The sequence below is a fragment of the Sphingopyxis sp. CCNWLW2 genome, assembly GCF_037095755.1.
Classification (GTDB): Bacteria; Pseudomonadota; Alphaproteobacteria; order Sphingomonadales; family Sphingomonadaceae; genus Sphingopyxis.
Genome location: NZ_JBAWKJ010000001.1, coordinates 295026 through 314099 on the forward strand (window position 1 = coordinate 295026; position 19074 = coordinate 314099).

A 19074-nucleotide genomic window follows, 5' to 3' on the forward strand; every position below is an offset into this window, starting at 1 on the left:
ATCAGTCGCTCTCGCCCCAATCACGGCGCACGATCACCGGCGGCGTCATACCCGCGGACGGCGCCCCGCCATTGGCATCGATCAGCGAAACTGCGGTCAAGAAACCGTCCCCCATCGTCACATTCGTCGTCAGCGCGAGCCAACGGCTGTTCACGCCCGCCTGTTCGGCAACTTCGTTCGGCGGCTTGCGTCCTTCGAACGGACCCGCCTCCCAGAATCGTACGCTGCTGCCATAGCCGCCAGCGGGGCGCGCCGCCAGCACCGCCCGCGCTTTCGCAACGCCGATCTCGCCGGGCACCAGCATCGCGACCAGCGGCGCCTGTTCGGGCGCGAGCGTGTTGACGTTGAGCTTCACCGGATCGGTCACCGGCAGCACACAAATCCAGGGTTTGAGGCGCGCATAGATTTTCGGCGTCACCCCGCGCACCGCGCGCAGTTCGCTGACATCGGCCATCTTGCGGTTCGCGGGCAAATAGGCGCCCTGCATCCCGCGATAGGCATTGTCCTCGGCGCCGAGCGGGCCTTCGTTGCTGTCGCTGTCGATCCAGTCGGCGGCCGCACCCGCGATCGCCTGTGCCTGCCCCGGATCGATCCCCAGCAAGGTCATCAATTCGCCGAACTGGCGCATCGAACCCGATCGCTGGCTGAACCGCCCCGGCACCGTCTCAGCGACGAGGCTGTTGAGGTTGAAGCAATTGTTCGCGTCGGTGAGCTTCGCGCGTCCCTCGCCGCCGGGAAGAGGCAGGGTAAAATCGCGGCCCAGCCAATTGCCGGCGAGCGTCAGTTTCGCGGGATCGCGGCCAACAAGATCGGCGACGCGGCGCAGCGCAATCTGTTCGGCGGCAAAAGCGTAAGCGCGTCCCTGATCGACTGCCGCTGCGCTGCCCGCGATGCGCGTCGCGAGCGTCAGCCGATCGAGCGCGGTCGCGGCGATCACCGCCATCACCGCGACGAGCAGCAATACGGTGAGCAGCGCCGCACCGCGCTCGTCTTTCGCGCCGGGCCTCATGATGTGGGTACCCCTTGGGCGGGTGGCAGCGGCAGGGTCGGCGCGGTCAGGAACAGCATCGTCAGCGCCTCGCGTCCCGTGCGGGCCACCCGCACCTCGACGGCGCGCGGCAGGCGGTCGCCCGACTCCGAACTCCAGACCTCGCCCCAATTGCCCCGTTCGTCGCGGTATCGCAGCGCGACGCTGGCGACATCAGCGATCAGCCGGTCGCCTTCGCCGAGCGCGGTGCCGTCGAGCATCGGCTGCGTCGCGCGCCGCCACTCGTTGCCGACGCGTGCATAGGCAACGCGCTCGACGCTGGGACGGGGGCTGCCATCCGCCGAACCCGCGCCGCCATGGACGAACGCAAAGCCGGTCGACGATCCGATGAAGGCGGGAACCGTTTCCCCCGCCGGACCGCGCGTCGAGCGCTGGACCGCTTGCGCCAGATCGTTCGCCATCACAGCGCGAAGACGGTTGATCCCGCCCATCGCCTTCAGCCGTTCCTGCACCGCATCCTGCGTATCGATGCTGCTGCGCAGCAGGCCGACGCCCATCGCCGCGATCGCCGCGAAGATGGAGAGTGCGACGAGCATCTCGACCAGGGTGAAGCCGCGCTGCCCTTCAGGGCAGTGCGCCCCGGCGAAAGCCGGGGCCTCGAGAGGCCAAACCGGACTTCTCTGGACCCCGGCTTTCGCCGGGGAACACAATTGGAGAAGCGGCCGTCTCATCGCGACGGCCGGATGATCGTCAGCGCCGCCTGCCCGCGCCCGCTTTCGGGGCGGACAAGCAAATCGATGCGCAGCAGAGCATCGTCGGCGGTCTTTGCGACGCGCTGCTCGATGCGCCAGTTGCGTCCGGCGTTGGCGACGCCGACGGCGCTGTTGCCGATCGTCGGCGGGGCCGGGTCGGTCCACAGTTCGACCGCGCGGTTCTGCGCGACAATGCCCGCCATCGTGCTTTCGTCGAGGTCGCCCGCGGTGCGCACCGCATAGGCGTCAAGGCGAATGAGCGCGAGCGCGGCGATGCTGATGACGCTCAAGGCCACCAGCATCTCTAGCAGCGTGAATCCGCTTTCGCGGCCTTTGGCGCGATTATGGCCCACGGCTGACCTCCCCGGTCGCCGAGACGCGCACGATCTCGCGCGCATCACCGCCCGTGAGCACAACCGCCTGCGGCGTCGGACTGATGCCGACGCGGTCGAACAGGATGCGTGCCGCCCCCTGCCCGTCGCCCGCCGCGAAGCGCACGTCGCCGGGCCAGTTCCGTTGCTCGAACGCCCGGCCCGGAAGCGGTTGCCATTCGCCCGAAATCCGCCGTTCGAAACCATAGCCCGACGGCGCGAAATTGACCGCGACGCTGCGCCCCTCGATCACCGCGATATCGCGCGCGGCGGCGAGGCGCGCCGCGAGCCGATCGGCCTCGCTGCGCACGGTGCGTTCTTCGCCGGGAATGGTGAGCACGACCGCGGTCGCGGCGAGCGCCATGATCGCGAGCACGACCATCAGTTCGACGAGCGTGAAGCCGCGCTGGCCGTCAGGACAGCGCGCCCCGGCTAAAGCCGGGGCCTCTTGAGCCCGAACAGAACCTTGCTCTACCATCGCATGGGCCCCGGCTTTCGCCGGGGAACAGCACACGGCTGACCGCGGTGCTTCGGCTCCGCTATCAGCCGTCGCTGCGAATATCCGCATTGTCGTCGGTCCCGCCGGGGGCGCCGTCGGCCCCGAGCGACCAGACGTCGAACGCCTTTCCGTTCGGCCCCGGCGCCTGATAATTATAGGGGCGGCCCCACGGATCGGCGGGCAGCTTCTTGATATAGCCGCCGCGGCGATAGCGTTCGGGCTGCGCGAGCGCGGGCGGCGCGACGGTCAGCGCGTTCAGCCCGTCGGTCGATGCCGGATAGCTCAGATTGTCGAGCCGGTACTGCTCGAGCGCATTTTCGAGCGTCGCGATATCGGCTTTGGCCTTGGTCACCATCGCGCGGTCCTGACTGGGCAGGACGTTGATCATCACCACGGTGGCGAGCAGCCCGATGATGAAGATCACGACCATCAGTTCGGTCAGCGTGAAGCCGCGCTCGTCTTTCTTGCGGCGCCCGACCGTCGGCCGGCCCCGATCAGAATAGGAGGTATCGAGCATCAGGCGAAAGATTAGCTTCATCAGCGACATTTTCATAGTCCGGCTAGGTTCTGCAACTGAAGGATCGGAAGCAGAATGGCGAGGATGATAAGGGCCACGCACGACCCCATAACGACAATTATGACAGGTTCGAGAAGCGCCATCGACGCGGCCGTGAAGCGGTCGAATTCGCGTTCGAGATAATCGGCGGCGCGCTCGAGCATCTGTTCGAGCCGGCCGGCGCTTTCGCCGCTGGCGGTCATGTAGACAAGCAAGGGCGGAAAGACCCCGGCGTCGCGGAGCGCGGTGGACAGGCTGCCCCCGGCGCGCACCTGATCGACGATGTTGACGGTCGCACCCGCGAGCGCCGCGTTGCGGATCGTCGGGACGGTCAGTTTCAGCCCTTCGACGAGCGGCAGGCGGCTCGACACCATCGTCGACAGCGTACGCGCAAAGCGCGCGGCGTAGAGATCGCGGAGCAGGCGGCCGAAGAGCGGCAGACGGAGCAGCCGCGCATCGACGCGCGCCTTGAACGCGGGGCGCCGCATCGCACTCACCCAAGCGAAACTCGCCCCGGCGATCAGCAGCGCGATCAACCACCACCAGTTCGCGGCGAAGCTGGAGATCGCGATCACCGCGCGTGTCAGGAAGGGAAGCTGCTGGCCGACGTCGGTGAATTGCTCGACGACGCGCGGGACGACGAAGATCATCAGCGCCGCGACGACGCCGATCGCGACGACCGCGAGCACGATCGGGTAAGCGAGCGCGGCGATCAGCTTGCCGCGCACCTCGGCCTGCCGTTCGAGCAGATCGGCGAGCCGCGCGAGGATGGTGGTGAGGCTGCCCGTCGTTTCGCCCGCCGCGACCATCGCGCGGTAAAGCGGCGGAAAGCTTCGCGGCTGACGCCCCATGGCGTCGGCAAGGCGGCGGCCCTCGAGCAGCCCCGCGTGGACGTCGCCGATGACGGTGCGCGCGCTTTCGGCCTCGCTCTGGCGCGTCAGCGTACGCAGCGCCTCTTCGAGCGGCGCGACCTCGGCGAGCGTTGCGAGTTGGCGCGTGAAGAGCGCGAGTTCCTTGGCTGAGAGTTTATTCTTGCGGAAAGCGAGCAGCGAGCGGCCCGCGGGCTTCGCGCCCGCCGCCTCGACCGCGACGATATGGAATTTGCGGCGCATCAGATCGGCGCGCGCGGCATCGTCGTTCGCGGCGGTCAGCCGTCCCTTGCGCTCGCGGCCCTGCGGATCGATCGCCACATAGCGATAATCAGGCATCGATTTCCTCGCGCCGCGCGATACGGATCGCCTCCTCGGCGGTGGTCAGCCCCTTCGCGACCATCGCCCGCGCCGCCGACGCCAGCGTCGGCGATTTCAGGAAGGCATGACGCGTGATCATCGCCTCGTCGCCGCCATTATAGATATAGCGGCGGACGGTCTCGTCGACCTTGATCGCCTCGAACACGCCGATCCGGCCCTTGTAGCCGCTATGGCCGCACTGGTCGCAGCCCTTCGGGCGCCAGATCACGGTGCCGATGTCGAGTCCGAGGATCGCGGCGACGCTGTTGTCGGCCTGTACCGGTTTGCGGCAATGGTCGCACAATTTGCGTACCAGCCGCTGCGCGAGGACGGCGCGCAAGGTCGAGGCGAGCAGGAAAGGCTCGACCTTCAAATCCTTGAGGCGCGTGATCGCGCCGACGGCGTCGTTGGTGTGAACGGTCGAGAGCACGAGATGCCCCGTCAGCGACGCCTGCACCGCGATATCGGCGGTCTCGCGGTCGCGGATTTCGCCGACCATCACGACGTCGGGATCCTGGCGCAGGATCGCGCGGAGGCCCGCGGCGAAATCGAGCCCGACCTTGCTGTTCACCTGCGTCTGCCCGATGCCGTCGACGGCATATTCGACGGGATCCTCGACGGTGAGGATATTGCGCTGGCCGTCGTTCAATTGCTTGAGCGCGGCGTACAGCGTCGTCGTCTTGCCCGACCCCGTCGGGCCGGTGACGAGGATGATGCCATTGGGTTCGGCGAGCGCCTCGCGCAAGATCTGGTCGGCGGCGCCCGACAGGCCGAGGACGTCGAAGTCGATCCCCGCTGCATCCTTGTCGAGGATGCGCATCACGACGCGTTCGCCCGCGCGGCTCGGCAAGGTCGAGACGCGGACGTCGACCGCCTTGCCCGCCAGCGTCAGTCCGATGCGGCCGTCCTGCGGCACGCGGCGTTCGGCGATGTCGAGGCGCGCCATCACCTTGATGCGGCTGACGACGACGGGGGCGACATGCGGCGGCATGCGCAGATGTTCGCGCAGCACGCCGTCGGTGCGCATGCGCACGACGAGCCCGCTTTCATAGGGTTCGATATGGATATCGCTGACCCCTTGGCGCACCGCTTCGGCGATGATCGCGTTGATCAGGCGGATCGCGGGGGCGTCGTCGGCGCTGTCGAGCAGGTCCTCGGCGCTCGGCAGGCTGAAATCGATGTCGCTGCCGTCGAGCGAGCCCGCCATCGCGGCGGCCGAGCTGTCGACGGCATAATGGTCGGAGAGCAGCCGGTCGAAATCGGCGACGCTCGCGGTCGCCACGCGCAGCGGCTGCGCGAGATAGCGTTTCACCTCGATCAGCACCGCGGGGTCGGCGCCCTCGCGCAAGGTCGCGAGCCACGCGCCGCCCTCACCCTGCGCGATGACGACACCGTGCGTGCGGGCAAAGCCGTAAGGAATATCAACCGGCGCCGGGGGAGGCGCCGCCGGTTCGATGTCGGTCACGGATAGTCTCCGGCGGGCGGCGCGGGCGCCTGTGAAATCGAGGGCGGGACGTCGGTCGCTGTGACGCTGCCGTCGGGTCCGCGCAATTCGGGCAGGTTCACCGGGCCGACGGTGATGTCAGCGGACGTGGCGGCGCTCGGCACCGGCGGCACCGCGCCCAGATAGTCGCGCACCAGCGTATCGATCGCGGGTTCCACGTCGGGGTTCCGCTGGAGCTGGAAGTCGCGGATATAGCCGTAACGGCGCGCGGTGAGCGCGGCATTGTCTTCGCGATTGCGCAGGATCGTCGGGCGGATGAAGACCATCAGATTGGTTTTCGAGCGCGTGCGGCTGCGCGATTTGAACAATTCGCCGAGCAAGGGGATGTCGCTGAGCAACGGGATCCGCTCGATCGTCTTGCGCTCGTCGTCGTTGAGCAAGCCGCCGATCGCGAGGATTTCGCCGTCATCGACGGTCAGCACCGTTTCGAACGCGCGCTTGTTGAGGATGAGGTCGCCGTTGCGCGACGAGACGGGGCCGGCGACGCTCGACACTTCCTGGCGCAGAAACATCTTCACTTCACCCGCGCCATTGACCTGCGGGGTCACTTCCAGCTTGATCCCGACCTCTTCGCGCTGGACGGTGCGGAACGCATTGTCGAAATCCTTGCCCAGCTGTTCGCCGGTCGTGATCGGGACATCCTGTCCGACGAGGAATTTGGCCGCCTGATTGTCGAGCGTCACGATATGCGGGGTCGCGAGCAGGTTTGAGGTCGTATCCGACTTCACCGCGTTGATGATCGCGCCGAAGATCGTGTTCTTGCCGATGTCGCCTGCGAAACCGGCGAACCCGCCGCTCGCGGCGAGCAGCGACGCCGCCGCGGCTTCCTGCAAGCTGTTGCCGAGCGAACTGGTCGTCTGGGTGACCACCGTTTCGCCGTCGACCGTCGTCTTGTCCTGCGTCAGCTTGGTCGCCGCATAGGCGCCGCCGAGCGTCAGGATATTGGGCTGCGCATTGCTGTAGCTCGTCGCGACGAACGGGATATTCTTGCCGCCGAGCAGGAACTGGACGCCGAGGCGCTTTGCGGCATCGTCGCCGATCTCGACGACGATCGCCTCGACCAGCACCTGTTGCCGGCGGCTGTCGAGCTGGCGGATGAGTTCGCCGAGCATGCGCTGCACTTCGCTGTTCGCGGCGACGATGATCGCGTTCGCGCCTTCGTAACGCGTGATGATCGCGGGGCCGCGGGTCGAGATGCTGCCGCTTCCGCCGCCGCCGACCGAGGTGGGGGCAGCCTGGGCGGCGGCCGCGGGGGCACCGTTGCCGTTCGACGAAGACATTGACGAAGAGGAAGCGGGCGGCAGGCCCGCCTTTTGCGCGGGGTCGCTGCCGCCGCCGATCAGTTGCTGCAAGGTCGGCAGCAAGGTTTCGGCATTCGCATGTTCGAGCCAATAGACGCGCAGTTCAGTGCCGCCCGCCGCCTTCGCGTCGAGGTCGTGCGCCATCGAGACGAAGCGTGCGACGAGCGCCTGATCGCCGCGCAATGCAATCGCATTGCTGCTGTCGATCGGCACGATCGCGACGGGCTTTTGCGCGCCCTCGCCCGCCGCAGGAACCAGTGCCTGCAGCGCAGCGGCGATTTCGCGCGCACCGGCGTTTTTCAGCGGGACGATCTGGCTGGTCGAGCTGTCGCGGTCGATGCTCGACGCGAGCGCGCGGATGCGGCGGATATTGTCGGCAAAATCGGCGACGACGAGGCTGTTCGCGTTGCGGTTCGCGGTCAGCGAACCCTGCGCGCTTACGAGCGGGCGCAATGTTTCGACCGCCGAGACCGCGTCGATGTAACGCAGGCGGATGATTTCGGTGACGAACTGATTCTGCGCCGCGCCGCGGCTTCCGATCCGGCCGGGCTGCGCCGCGGCGCCGTCGATCGGCTGGACGCGGTAGCTGCCGTTCGGCCCCGGGACCGCGACGAGGCCGTTCGAGCGCAAGGTCGCGAGGAAAATCTCGAAATATTCGCTGCGCGACAGCGGCCGGTCGGTGACGACCGAAACCTTGCCGTTGACGCGGCCATCGATCACGAAGGTCCGGCCGGTGACGCGCGCCGCATCCTGGATAAAGGCGCGAATGTCGGCATCGCGAACGTTAAGCGTGTACTGGGCGAACGCCGGTCCCGGCGTGGCGGAAACCAGCGCGGCGGCGAGCATCAGGGACAGTTTGAGGCGCATAAAACCTATTGCTTCGAAAGGAAAATGGCGACGGGAACGACGCTGGCGCCGCGCTCGACTTCGAGCGCGATGCGCGCACCCGGCGTAAGTTGGTTGGCGAGCGCGGCAGCGTCGCTCGCCGAGCCGATCGGACGACCGCCGACCGAACGGATGACGTCGCCGGGGCGCAGGCCCGCGGCGCGGAACGCCGCGCCGTCGCCCTGCGGCTGGACGACGATGCCGGTGACGCGGCCGTCTTCGGTGCGCGGGGCAAAACCGACGCCGGCCTTGATCGCCGCGGGGGTCATTTCACCGCTCGCCGACGCGCCGCCCGACGCGGCCCCGATCTCGGGCGTCGGCGCGGGCAGCGGCGTCGCGGGATTGGCGACGGGCGCTTCGCCGCTCTGGTCGAGGAACAGGCTTTCGCGCGCGCCGCCGCGGTCGAGAAGGACATGATCGAAGGCGATGCCCGCAAGCTTCAGCCCCGGCGCGATCTCGTCACCGACGGCATAGCTGGTCTGGATACCATCCTCACCCGCGATGATCGCCGAGCCGCCGCCCGTCGCTTCGTTGAGGTTGATGCCGAACAGGGTGAGCCCCGCCGAAGTCACCGTCGCCGAAGCCTGACCCTGAGCATTGCCGCGGAAAAAGGGATCGAGACTGGAAAAGAGCGCGCGCCGCTCCGCGGGCGAAGCGATCACCGCCGCCTGCGGTTGCCACGCGCCGAGCGGCGACAGCGGCGTGAGCAATGTCCAGAGCAGGCGGATGCATTGCCATACCAAGAGCGCGCCGAGCAGACCGGCCAGCAGCATCGGCCAGATCTCGCGCGGCGAGCGCTTCCCGGCGCGGAGCCAGGCTGGCAGCGCACGCGGCAGCCGAACGGCCGATCCGGACATCAGCGTTGCCATGAAATGTCTCTGTCCCCCCAGACTGAAAAACCTGTCTCGCGAATCGCCTAGGGGCGAACGGTGACAATCAGTTGACCGTGAGATTACAGTTTTTTGACATCCGGGCGAGTCCGCTGAGACGGCTCGAAGCGGCCCTCCCTGCGCCGAAGGCATGGGAGGTAGCAACCGCGCGAGGGCTGAAGGAGGGGCGGTTGACGCTGCCGGCCCCTCTACCACCCGCTTCGCGGGCGGTCCCCCTCCCCGTCGTTATGCGACAGGGAGGATTGTGACCTTAGAATTTGAGCGACGCGCTGAGCGAGAAGGTACGGCCCAGCTTGTAGCGGTTGAGGAAGATGCGGTTGTCGCCCGCTTGTTGCACTTCCTCATAATTGCGCCCGGTCAGGTTGCGCGCCTCGAACTTCAGTTCGATTTCCTTGTCCAACAACGAGATGCCCTGACGGGCGACGAAGTCGAGTGAGATGCCCGGCTTTTCGCGGATATCGGGCTGACCTGACGGGCCGCGGCTGGTGACGCGTGGGCTGGCATAAGTCAGGAGCAGCGTCTGCTGCGACAGATTGTCCTGATCTTCGAGCCCGATCTGGATGTTGACCAAATGGTCCGACTGGCCGGTGAGCGGCGCACCGTCGAAGAAGAAGTTGCTCGCATCCTGCACCACGCCGTTGATCACCGTGGTGTCGCCCGCGCCAACCTGAATTTCCGACTTGGTGTAGGTGTAGTTGCCAATCAGCACCAGGCGGCGGCTTGCCCAGAAGGCCGAGTCCGACAATGTGTCGAGCGCGAAATATTTCTGCACCTCGACCTCGCCGCCGTAAAGCAATGCCTTGGGCGCGTTGGCGAAGCTGGTGTTGGCGATCGAATCGGTGCTGAGCGAGGTGTATGCCTCGATCGGGTTCTCGATCTTCTTGAAGAAACCTGCCGCGGTGAAACGTTGGTCCTTGGCGAAATACCACTCATAACGCAGTTCGCTGTTCCACAGCTCGCTGTCGGCCAGCGAGGGGTTGCCACGGAACTGGCGGTTCGATTCGGGATCCTGATAGATTTGCGCGATGAGTTCGCGGAACTGCGGGCGGGCGATCGTGTTCGCGGCGTTGAGGCGCAACTGCATGTCGGGCGCCACTTCCCAGGTCAGCGTGACCGCGGGCAGCCAATAATCGTTTTTGAGATTGGTCTGGGCAATCGCGCTGCCGCCGGTGCCGAACAGGTCGATCGGCACGACGGTCTGCTTGCCATCTTCATAGCGCACACCGACGTTGACGTTCATGCCAGACACGATCTCGGCCTGAAGCTGGGCATATCCGGCGTGGGTGGTCAGCCCGGCGTCGAACGCCGCGGTGCCGTCCTGCGCCGAGGTTTCGACCAGCGTGATGTCATAGAGCTGGATCGACGCGTCGGAGAGCAGATAGTCGGGACGCAACTGGGTCACCGGCACCGGCAGGCCCGAGGCACGGAACTGGAAGGCGCGGCGCACGGCGGTACGGCTCGTGTCCGAATAGGCGTAACCCACCGTCGCGGTGATCTGCGGGGCGAGCTCGTACGACAGGTCGACGCCGCCCGACCACAGGTCTTCGTTCAGATCCGAAAAAGCTATCGTCGCATCGCCGCGATTGCCGCCGAGGTCGTTGACGAACTTGTTACCCGTCGGGTCCTGCGCGGTCGGCAGGTTGGTGCGCACATAGGTGAAGCCGCGTTCATAGGGCGCCTCGCGCTGCGAATTGGCATAGGCGCCGCGCAGGTCGACCTTCAGCGCATCGAAATGGAATTCGCCGACGAATTGCGTGTTGATCAACTGGCGCTCGTACCACGCGGTGTCCTGCTTCATAATGTCGCGGCCGACCTGGTTCGCGTCGGTGCCCAGGCCGAGGCGCGCCTGTTTCAACGTGTCGCGGATGAAAAGGTTGGTCCAGCGCAGCTTGTGCTCGCCGATTTCGAGGCCGAAGCCGAGCAGCGCGTTCACGACGATACGGTTGTCGGTGATCACACGGTTATAGCTGGTCTGCGGATCGCCCGACAGATCCTTGTTCAGCGACGTCTGCTGCAGCGTGTCGCGCGTGCGCCATTTGTTGCTGATCCCCGCGGTGGCGATGATACCGAGTTCGCCGTCGGCGAAGGGGATCGTCGTGCCGCCGGTGATGCCCGCGGACCAGTTGATCGGGATGTGATCATTCTGCTGCAGCAACGCCGTGTCGCTGTTGACCAGCTCCATCTGGATGAATTCCAGATCTTCCTGGGAGAAATCGGCGCCTTCGAGGATCGGCTTGCCGCTCGCGAAGGCGGCCTTCAGGACCGACGGGACATCGCGGCTGCCGTCGTCGAAGCCGGTGACGTCGGTGTCGCTGCCATAATAGGTATAGCCAAGCTGGTTCGTCGTCTCGCTGTCCCAGCCGATGCCGCCGCTAAAGGTAATGAAAGGTTCGCGCGGGATCGCCTTGGTCGTGAGGTTGATCACGCCGCCGCCGAATTCGCCCGGGAAGTTCGCCGAATAGCTTTTCTGGACGAGCGTCGAATCGATGACGTTCGACGGGAAGATGTCGAGCGGCACGACGCGCTTCAGCGGCTCGGGGCTCGGGAGCGGCGAACCGTTGAGCAGCGCGAGCGAGTAACGGTCGCCGAGGCCGCGGACATAGACGAAACCGCTGCCGACGACCGAAAGGCCGGTGACGCGCTGGAGCGAACCCGAGATATCGCCTTCGCCAGTACGCGCGATGTCCGCCGACGAGAGGACCGAGACGACTTCGGGGGTCGCGCGGACGACGTTGGGGGTAAAGCGGCCGGTGACGACGATTTCCTGATCGGCGCCGCCGGGGATCGATACATCGCCCTGTTCGTCCTCGGCCGCAGCATCGTCGGTCGCGGGCGCTTCGGCCGTGACCGGCGGCGCGTCAGGCGCGGGCGCGCCTGTGTCCTGCGCCAGAGCGGCAGGCGCGACGAGAGCGGAGCTGAGGAGAAGCAGGCTGGCAAAGATCGGCCGCTTGGTCATAGTGGAAAGTCCCCAAGGATATGCAGGAAGAGAGCGGGCCAGCCCGTCAGGCGTGCCCGCTCTCCAATTGGATCGCGAGCGATCAGGTCGTCGGAATGGCGCTGCAGGCGCGGCTCGTCGTACCGAAGTTCGCTGTCGACGAGTTGCAGGTCCAGCCCTGATACCAAGTGTCGTTGGCGTCACGGACGGCGCCCACATAGGCGGTGGTGTCGAAGAAGGCGTTCAGCGTCTTCGCGTTGAAGGGCGTGAAGCCGGTTTCGGTGGCGCCGTTGATGAACAGGCTGGTCAGCGACGGCACATAGTTCGAACGGTTGTTCGTGCCGGCTTCGAAGATCGTCTGCACCTGCGCGTCGGTCACGCCGCTCGTGCCGCGGAACGGCGTGGCGTTGCATTGCAGCGAGACCGAGAAGAACTTCGGCGGACCCGCTTCGTCGAGAGCGGGGTTCGCCGGGTTGATCGTCGTCGCGCTGTTCAGTCCGAGGCAGCGGAAGCCCGGCGCAACGATCAGGCCGTTGGCGAAGGTATAGTCCGCGCCGCCACGCACCAGGATCGACACGCCGTTGCCCGCCGCATTGTTGCGGTGGATATAGGTGAAGTTCGAGATCGCGACATTCTGGCGCGGAACCGCGTCTTCGTTGCCGTTCGAGTCGATTTCCATCATCGAGTCGCCGACCGCGCCGCCTTCGCGCTGCACGCCGATGACGTACTGGATGTTGCCCTTGTAGCCGACGTCGGTGTCGAGACCGTCGTCTTCGGCGCCGGTGATCACCAGATGCTTCATGTTCACGCGGCCGCCGAACACTTCGATGCCGTCGTCCGAGCTGTTGTGAATCTGGACATGGTCGATCTGGGTGCCCGAACCGGTGCCCGACGGTGTCAGCCCCTGAAGTTCGCTTGCCGCCGACAGGATGAAGCCCGAATAGCGGATCTGGACATAGGACAGGCGGCCCGAGTTATCGGCGGGCTGCGCGCCGCCATAGAGCGCGTTCGAAGTGCCTTCGGTGTCGCGTTCGCAGGCCGCGGTGCCCGGCGCCGCGCCCGGAGCAAGGCAGTCGGTGATCGGCGCACGGCCGAGCAGGACGACGCCGCCCCACAGCTGCGACGTCTGGTCGCCCGCCGAGCCGACGACGTTGCCGCGGCCGGTGAAGATGATCGGCTGCGTCGGCGTGCCAACCGCGTCGATGCGGTTGCCGCGGTTGACCGCGAGGAAGGACACGCCCGTCGCGCCAAAGATGGTGACGCCCGGATCGACCGTCAGCGTGACGACATTATTGGTGCTCGTCGCACCCTGATCGGTGCCGACATCGACGCGGCCGGGCAGCGAATAGAGAACGCCCGCAACCTTCGGAATCGCGGTCGTCGCGGTAAAGCGCGTCGGGAAGCCGCAGTTGCGCCATTCGCCGCCGGGGCCCGAAATCGTCCCGAGGTTCGCAAGCTGGTCGGGACCGGCGATGGTCGGGCAGTTCGCGGCGGGGGTGACGGTGCCGGGCGTGGGGGTCGGAGTCGGCGTGGGGGTCGGCGTCGGCGTCGGGGTCGGAATGACGATCACGCCGTCACCCGGCGACGCGACGCCGTCGGCACCGCACGCCGCAAGGATGGAACAGGCCACGCCGCTGAGCATGACCAAACGAATGCGTGCGAAAGCCGCCATGAAAATCTCCGTTCCCGGTGCACGCCTCCCGATCGTCGAGCGGCGCCCCTGATGAAAAATCACCGGCGAACGAGAAGAGATGTGCTGGCTCGCCCCCGGTGACGCCGCCACTAGGGTGATTCGATGACGGTCTGACGCCAGAGCCGTGACACTTGGATGACTCTTTTGAGTCGGTTCGGTGACAAGAACGGCGGCGCTAGGAGCCGCTTGTTCGCGCCTGCAAAAATAAATGCGGCGAAGCTCGCTTGCATCACCCGAAAAGCTTTGCTAGGCGCCCGCTCCTACCTGGTGCCGGCCCCGTCCGGACCATCATGATGTGCGGTCGTGGCGGAACTGGTAGACGCGCAACGTTGAGGTCGTTGTGGCCGAAAGGCCGTGGAAGTTCGAGTCTTCTCGACCGCACCATCATTTTTGATTTATCGTTTGTTTTCAAATATTCATACAATTCCGGGAATATCCCGGACCACCTCTTGGTGATGCGCTTGCCGCGCGGGCCCAGTCATTTCGGCTTAAGCGGGCTCGGGCGTGCGGCGGATCAGCGCGCTGGCGAGCTTCTCGCTGAGTTCCGCGAGATGGTCAAAGCGCGCCTCGTAATGCGCCATGCCCTGGCTCAGTGATCGCAGTTCGGGCTCCAGTCCGGGAAGTTCAGCCTCGGGCATCAGCAACTCGATCACGTCCCAGCGAGACCAGCCTTCGAGCGGCGTTATTCCCAGCACCTGGCCGCGCCGGCTGGTCGCCGCGGAGGTGATCCGCGAAACGGCGCTGCCCGGCGCCCGGATGGTCATATGCGCGAGCGGCTCGAGCAGATAGGGCGTCGCCGCCGCCAGGGCTTCTGCCATGGCGATCCGACCGGCGGTGCGAAAGGCGAGTTCGGAGCTGTCGACGCTGTGATAGGAACCATCGACCAGCGCAACCGCGACATCGACCACCGGAAAGCCGGATGGTCCGCGCAGCATCGCATCGCGCACGCCCTGCTCGACCGCCGGAATCCATTGCCGGGGGATCGCGCCCCCGGTTATCCGGTCCTCGAACTGAAAGCCGTCGCCACGCCCGCGCGGGCGGAGTTCGATGATGACGTCGCCGAACTGGCCGTGCCCGCCGGATTGCTTCTTGTGGCGACCATGCTTTGTCACCGTCTTGCGGATCGTTTCCTTGTAGGCGATCGCGGGCGGACGCACCGATATGGCAACGCCGTACCGCCGTTTCAGCCGTGCCTGGACGACGGCCAGATGCTCCTCATTGAGCCCGTGGAGCAGCGTCTCCTGCGTCGCCTCGTCGAGGTTCCAGAGCAGACCGGGATCCTCCTCGACCAGTCGATTGAGCGCCGTCGACAACCGCACCTCGTCCTTGTGGTCGGTCACCGCGATGGCCAGCGCATAATTGCGTGCCGGCCGCTGCACCGCGTCCACGACGGCATGCGGGCGACCGGCTGCGCCGAGCCGGTCGCCCGCCTGGACGACATCCACCTTGGCGATGCCGACGATATCGCCCGGTTCGGCGCGAGCGATCTTCGTGGTCGCCGCTCCCTGCAATGCGAACAGTGACCCGATACGCATCGGGTTCCCATCGGCGCCTAACAGTTCGGCCCCCTCGGCAAGCGGCGCACCAAAGACACGCGCGAGCGCCAGCCGGCCCACTGCGCTGCCATGCGTGACCTTGAACACCTGCGCCGCGGCACCGTCGATATCAAGCCGATCCGCCGTCGACGCGGCGAGGGGCGTATCATGCCGCAGCATCTTGAGGAGGCGGCGGACGCCGAACCCGTTGAGCGCCGAGCCAAACAGGATCGGTACGATCTGCCCCGCTGCGGTCTCACGGGCGAGATCGCCAAAGATTGTGTCGGAGCTTGGCTTCTCGTCGTTCAGCAATTGCTCGAGCAGTGTATCGTCATGATCTGCCAGCTGTTCGAGCATGTGGAAGCGCGCATCGGTCTCCTCGCTCTTTAGATGGGCGGCCAACGGCACCCGTTCGGAGCGGCGGCCCGGTTGATAATGATATGCGCGCTCCAGCGCGAGATCGACAAAGCCAGCTATGCGCTCGCCGGCCCGGATCGGGATTTGCCGCGCCACAACGGCCGTCGCGCTCAGCGGCTGGAGCGCTGCAAGCAGATCCTCGATGCTGCCGCGCGCCTGATCGATCTTGTTGACGAACAGCGCGTGCGGGAGGCGGAGCGCTTCCAGGCGCCGCAATGTCGGTTCGACCAGCGGCGCCCGCGCCGGATCGGGATCGATCACCACCAGCGCCAGATCGGCCACGGCCAGCGCCATCTCCGCGTCCGCCGCGAAGCCCACCGAGCCGGGCGCGTCGATCAGCGCATAGCCTTCCTTCATCCATTCGAAGCGCATCAGGTTAAGTTCGGTCGAGCCACATCGCGCGCGCGCTTCCGGGCTGGCGTCGCCCACGCTGCTGCCGCCATCGACCGCGCCCAACCGGGCGCTGGCCCCCGCCGCGAACAGCATGGCCTCGGCGAGGCTCGTCTTGCCTGTGCCGGCGGGTCCGACGATCGCGATGGCTCTGGTGCCGTGGATAGTTCCATCCATGTCGCTCTCCTCCTGCCTGCCTATTTTCCTCACCGGAAAATGGCCCACTGGAATTGCGAGGATCGACCTCAACACGTCCAAACACAAGATCATTTAAAGGTGGAATGTCCCGGTCTTTGCGCTGCCCTCCAAAAACGGGAATAGCACGCTAAACCGACGGACGGTCGTAACGGGTCGATGCCCTAGGCAGTGGACGCTCCGGCCTGTGCCTATGGCGTCGCAAACAAGAACGAAGGACTGCTTTTGAGGTCACCGATCCGGCGTTCGAATGGCTAGGTTGAAGCGCAAAGCAGACCTCTTTTCCTGATCAAACTTCCCATATTCAAGCAGGAGCGGAGTCTAGCGTGAAATGTCCTGCGCTACATCGGAAACGCTGTCGAGCATTGCGCGGGAAAATGGCGCAAAATCGCCGTAGATGCCATGTTTGAGCACGGACATCCCGAGGCCGCGCTTCGCTGCGTCGGCCAAGCCCCTCCCCCGCCACAATCCGTCGAGAACGCCGGCTGCGAATGCATCGCCGGTCCCGACCCGGTCGATCACCGGCGCCACGACAGTGGGTTCGGTCACCCCTGCCGCGTCGCGGGTATCGATACGCGCCGTGATCCGGTGCACGTCCGGGCCAACGATCTCGCGCGCAGTCGATGCAACATATTCGAGCGACGGAAAGTGATCGAGCAGCGCGAGGGCGGCCTCGCGCCGCCGGTCTTCGGCTTCACCCGAAAATTCGCGGCCGAGGAGCAGCGCCGCATCGCGATGATTGCCGAACAGCACAGTTGCCTGCGCGACGATCGGCTTCAATATCGCCGCGGGATCGGGCTGCCAGCGATCCCAAAGACGTCCGCGCCAATTGCCGTCGAACGACACGCCGATCCCGACCGCGCGCGCGCGCGTGACGGCTTCGAGAACGGCTTCGGCGCTGCGTGGCCCGAGCGCGGGCGTAACCCCCGACACGTGCAGCCAGCCGACGCCGTCAAACGAATGATCCCAGTTCCAGTCACCCGCTCTGGTTTCGGCAAAAGCCGAGCCGGCACGGTCATAGACGACCTCGGCCGGGCGCATCGGACCGCCGGGCAGGTAATAATAAAGGCCCATGCGGCCCGCGGGGCGGCGCACGGGCGCAACATCGACGCCGTGGCGGCGCAGTTCTCCAAGTACGCCGTCGCCGATCGAACCTTCGGGGACGGCGCTGATCATCGCCGTGTCATGGCCAAGCGCGGCAAGCGCAACGGCGACATTCGCCTCGGCGCCGCCGACATGCGCGTCGAAGCGGGCCGATTGCAGCGGCAGTTCGCCGTGCGGAACCGCGACGCGCATAACGATTTCGCCGAAGCAGGCGACGATTCCTTGGGGCGCGATCATGGCTTGAATCCGGTTTCGGCGATGGCGGTGCAGGCGATATGGACGTCAGACCCGAAATGGGCTGTCGCCGTCCCGCCGATGCCGATCGGATGGACGCCGGTGATCGCACCGGCCGAAATCCACTGCCCGGGCTTCAGTTCGATGACGCCGCGCCGATGAAGGTCGACGAGGAAATTCAGCGATCCCCACGGACCGTCGAGCACGTCGATCGCGCGCCCGGTTCCGACGGTGACGCCGTCGATTTCCGTTTCGACGGCGAGCGTCGCGAAATCCTCGATGCCCAGCCTCGGCCCCAGCAGAAGCCCGTTGTTGATGCCGATATCGGCGATGATGCCATAGGGAGCATGGTCATGGACGTCGGGTGCGGGCGAGCTTGCGACTTCGAACCCGGCGCGAATCTCGTCGACCCAGGTGGCGCCGTCGTCGCCGCCCGTCAGCCGGTCAGGCACCGCGCGAAGGCGCAGCATCACCTCGGCCTCGATCGCGCCAGCGCCGCCGGCGAAAATCGCCGCGTCGCCCGGAACGTCCCCGTCGAGTTCGGCGATCCGCAACACCGGTCCCGCGACACGCTCGGCACCGAGGACCTCGATCAAGGCCGGCGGGATACGCCCGACCTTCCAGCCGAGCACCGGCGCGCCCAGCGCGGCAATCAGGCGCTGCTGCACCGCATAAGCCTCGGCGAGCGTGGCGGGCACCGGCGCGGGAAAGGCGGCCAGCGCACGTCCCGACAGGCGCGCTTCAAGTAGCGCCGCGACCGGATCCGGCGCGGCCGGTGAAGGCAAAGGATCCGGCATCAGGCCAGTTTTGCGCTCAACAGATAGCGTTCGCGGCTTTCGGCCGACTGGCGGCGCAGTTCGACGATCGCGCGTTCCTCGGTCTCGTCGAGCATCGATTCGATCAGGCGGTTGAAGTGGCGCCGCATCGCGAGCCGGGCGCCGGTCGCATCGCGATTGCGCAGCGCCGCGACGACATCGGCATGCTCAGCCTGGCGCGCGCTGCCGTCCTTGCGGCACACCAAAGAGTGGCTGCTCCGCACCTCGGGCAATTCCATCCGCATCCGCCACAGGCTCTCGATCACATGGATGATCGCCTTGTTGCTCGACGCCGCGGCGATCGTCATGTGAAACTCGCGGTCGATCGCGCTGATCTCTTCCTCGCTCTTGCTGTCGTCGGCCATCGCCTCGAGCAATTGGTCGAGTTTGGCGAGCGTTTCGGTCGAGATCGTCGGCGCGGCGAGCGCCGCGGCCTCCGCCTCGAACAGCGACCGCGCCTCGGTCAGTTCGAAGGCGCTGACCTTGGGCAGGATCGCATTGTCGCCGGGCAGGATCGCCTCGACATAGGCGCCCGCGCCGGTGCGGATGTGAATCCACCCCGTCGCCTGCAACGCGATCTCAGCCTCGCGGATCGTCACCCGGCTCACCTCGAAGCGCTCGGAAAGCTCGCGCTCGCCGGGCAGCCGCGTCCCCGGCGGAAAGGTTCCGTCGAGAATCAGGCGCCGAATCGTGTCGGCGACATCTTCAAAAAGGCGGCGTTCGGCCATGGTCAATCTTCTCCCCGCACAAGCGTCAGGAAGTCCATACAATCCGGTAGGAC

Annotated in this window: 15 protein-coding genes and 1 tRNA gene; 1 reads left to right on the forward strand and 15 read right to left on the reverse strand. The window is 66.3% G+C overall.

The genetic code is table 11. The annotated features are described in order from the left end of the window. Position 1: 1 nt before the first annotated feature. From gspK to V8J55_RS01365, 11 genes are all read right to left on the reverse strand, one after another. Entirely contained in the window at positions 2-1009 is a 1008-nt protein-coding gene (gspK, locus tag V8J55_RS01315; protein ID WP_336444034.1) for a type II secretion system minor pseudopilin GspK, read from the reverse strand. Next, the gene (gene gspJ / locus V8J55_RS01320) at positions 1006-1719 is read right to left on the reverse strand and encodes a type II secretion system minor pseudopilin GspJ (protein WP_336444035.1); all 714 of its coding nucleotides are present in this window, start codon (positions 1717-1719) and stop codon (positions 1006-1008) included. The genes gspK and gspJ overlap by 4 nt, the downstream gene beginning before the upstream one ends. Further along, positions 1716-2093, reverse strand: coding sequence for a type II secretion system minor pseudopilin GspI (gene gspI, locus V8J55_RS01325; RefSeq protein ID WP_336444036.1), 378 nt, complete (start codon positions 2091-2093; stop codon positions 1716-1718). The genes gspJ and gspI overlap by 4 nt, the downstream gene beginning before the upstream one ends. Continuing rightward, a complete protein-coding gene (locus V8J55_RS01330) occupies positions 2083-2589 on the reverse strand; it encodes a GspH/FimT family pseudopilin (protein WP_336444037.1) in 507 nt (168 codons plus the stop codon). The genes gspI and V8J55_RS01330 overlap by 11 nt, the downstream gene beginning before the upstream one ends. Before the next feature lie 64 nt (positions 2590-2653). After that, positions 2654-3127, reverse strand: coding sequence for a type II secretion system major pseudopilin GspG (gspG, locus tag V8J55_RS01335; RefSeq protein ID WP_443030807.1), 474 nt, complete (start codon positions 3125-3127; stop codon positions 2654-2656). Positions 3128-3159: 32 nt separating this feature from the next. Beyond that, positions 3160-4374 carry a type II secretion system inner membrane protein GspF gene (gene gspF / locus V8J55_RS01340; protein ID WP_336444039.1) on the reverse strand — a complete coding sequence of 405 codons (1215 nt, stop codon included), beginning with the start codon at positions 4372-4374 and terminating at the stop codon, positions 3160-3162. After that, a complete protein-coding gene (gene gspE / locus V8J55_RS01345) occupies positions 4367-5860 on the reverse strand; it encodes a type II secretion system ATPase GspE (RefSeq protein ID WP_336444040.1) in 1494 nt (497 codons plus the stop codon). Before gspE ends, gspF begins: the two co-directional genes overlap by 8 nt. After that, on the reverse strand, positions 5857-8067 hold the full coding sequence (gene gspD / locus V8J55_RS01350) for a type II secretion system secretin GspD (RefSeq protein ID WP_336444041.1): 2211 nt from the start codon (positions 8065-8067) through the stop codon (positions 5857-5859). Before gspD ends, gspE begins: the two co-directional genes overlap by 4 nt. A 5-nt stretch (positions 8068-8072) precedes the next feature. Continuing rightward, positions 8073-8954, reverse strand: coding sequence for a type II secretion system protein N (locus V8J55_RS01355; RefSeq protein WP_336444042.1), 882 nt, complete (start codon positions 8952-8954; stop codon positions 8073-8075). A gap of 271 nt (positions 8955-9225) precedes the next feature. Beyond that, positions 9226-11931: a TonB-dependent receptor domain-containing protein gene (locus tag V8J55_RS01360; RefSeq protein WP_336444043.1), complete on the reverse strand. Its 2706-nt coding sequence runs from the start codon at positions 11929-11931 to the stop codon at positions 9226-9228. An 82-nt stretch (positions 11932-12013) separates the two neighbouring features. Next, entirely contained in the window at positions 12014-13582 is a 1569-nt protein-coding gene (locus V8J55_RS01365) for a hypothetical protein (protein ID WP_336444044.1), read from the reverse strand. Positions 13583-13900: 318 nt separating this feature from the next. On the opposite strand from V8J55_RS01365, the gene V8J55_RS01370 reads away from it, so the two are divergent. Beyond that, a tRNA-Leu gene (locus V8J55_RS01370) sits at positions 13901-13987 on the forward strand. A gap of 104 nt (positions 13988-14091) precedes the next feature. On the opposite strand, the gene V8J55_RS01375 is transcribed toward V8J55_RS01370, so the two are convergent. From V8J55_RS01375 to V8J55_RS01390, 4 genes are all read right to left on the reverse strand, one after another. After that, positions 14092-16122, reverse strand: a complete 2031-nt coding sequence (locus V8J55_RS01375) for an elongation factor G (protein ID WP_336444045.1) — start codon at positions 16120-16122, stop codon at positions 14092-14094. A gap of 339 nt (positions 16123-16461) precedes the next feature. Continuing rightward, entirely contained in the window at positions 16462-17481 is a 1020-nt protein-coding gene (locus tag V8J55_RS01380; RefSeq protein WP_336444046.1) for a sugar kinase, read from the reverse strand. Beyond that, positions 17478-18275: a 2-keto-4-pentenoate hydratase gene (locus tag V8J55_RS01385; RefSeq protein WP_336444047.1), complete on the reverse strand. Its 798-nt coding sequence runs from the start codon at positions 18273-18275 to the stop codon at positions 17478-17480. Before V8J55_RS01385 ends, V8J55_RS01380 begins: the two co-directional genes overlap by 4 nt. Further along, positions 18275-19021, reverse strand: coding sequence for a FadR/GntR family transcriptional regulator (locus V8J55_RS01390; protein ID WP_336444048.1), 747 nt, complete (start codon positions 19019-19021; stop codon positions 18275-18277). Before V8J55_RS01390 ends, V8J55_RS01385 begins: the two co-directional genes overlap by 1 nt. Positions 19022-19074: the final 53 nt, after the last annotated feature.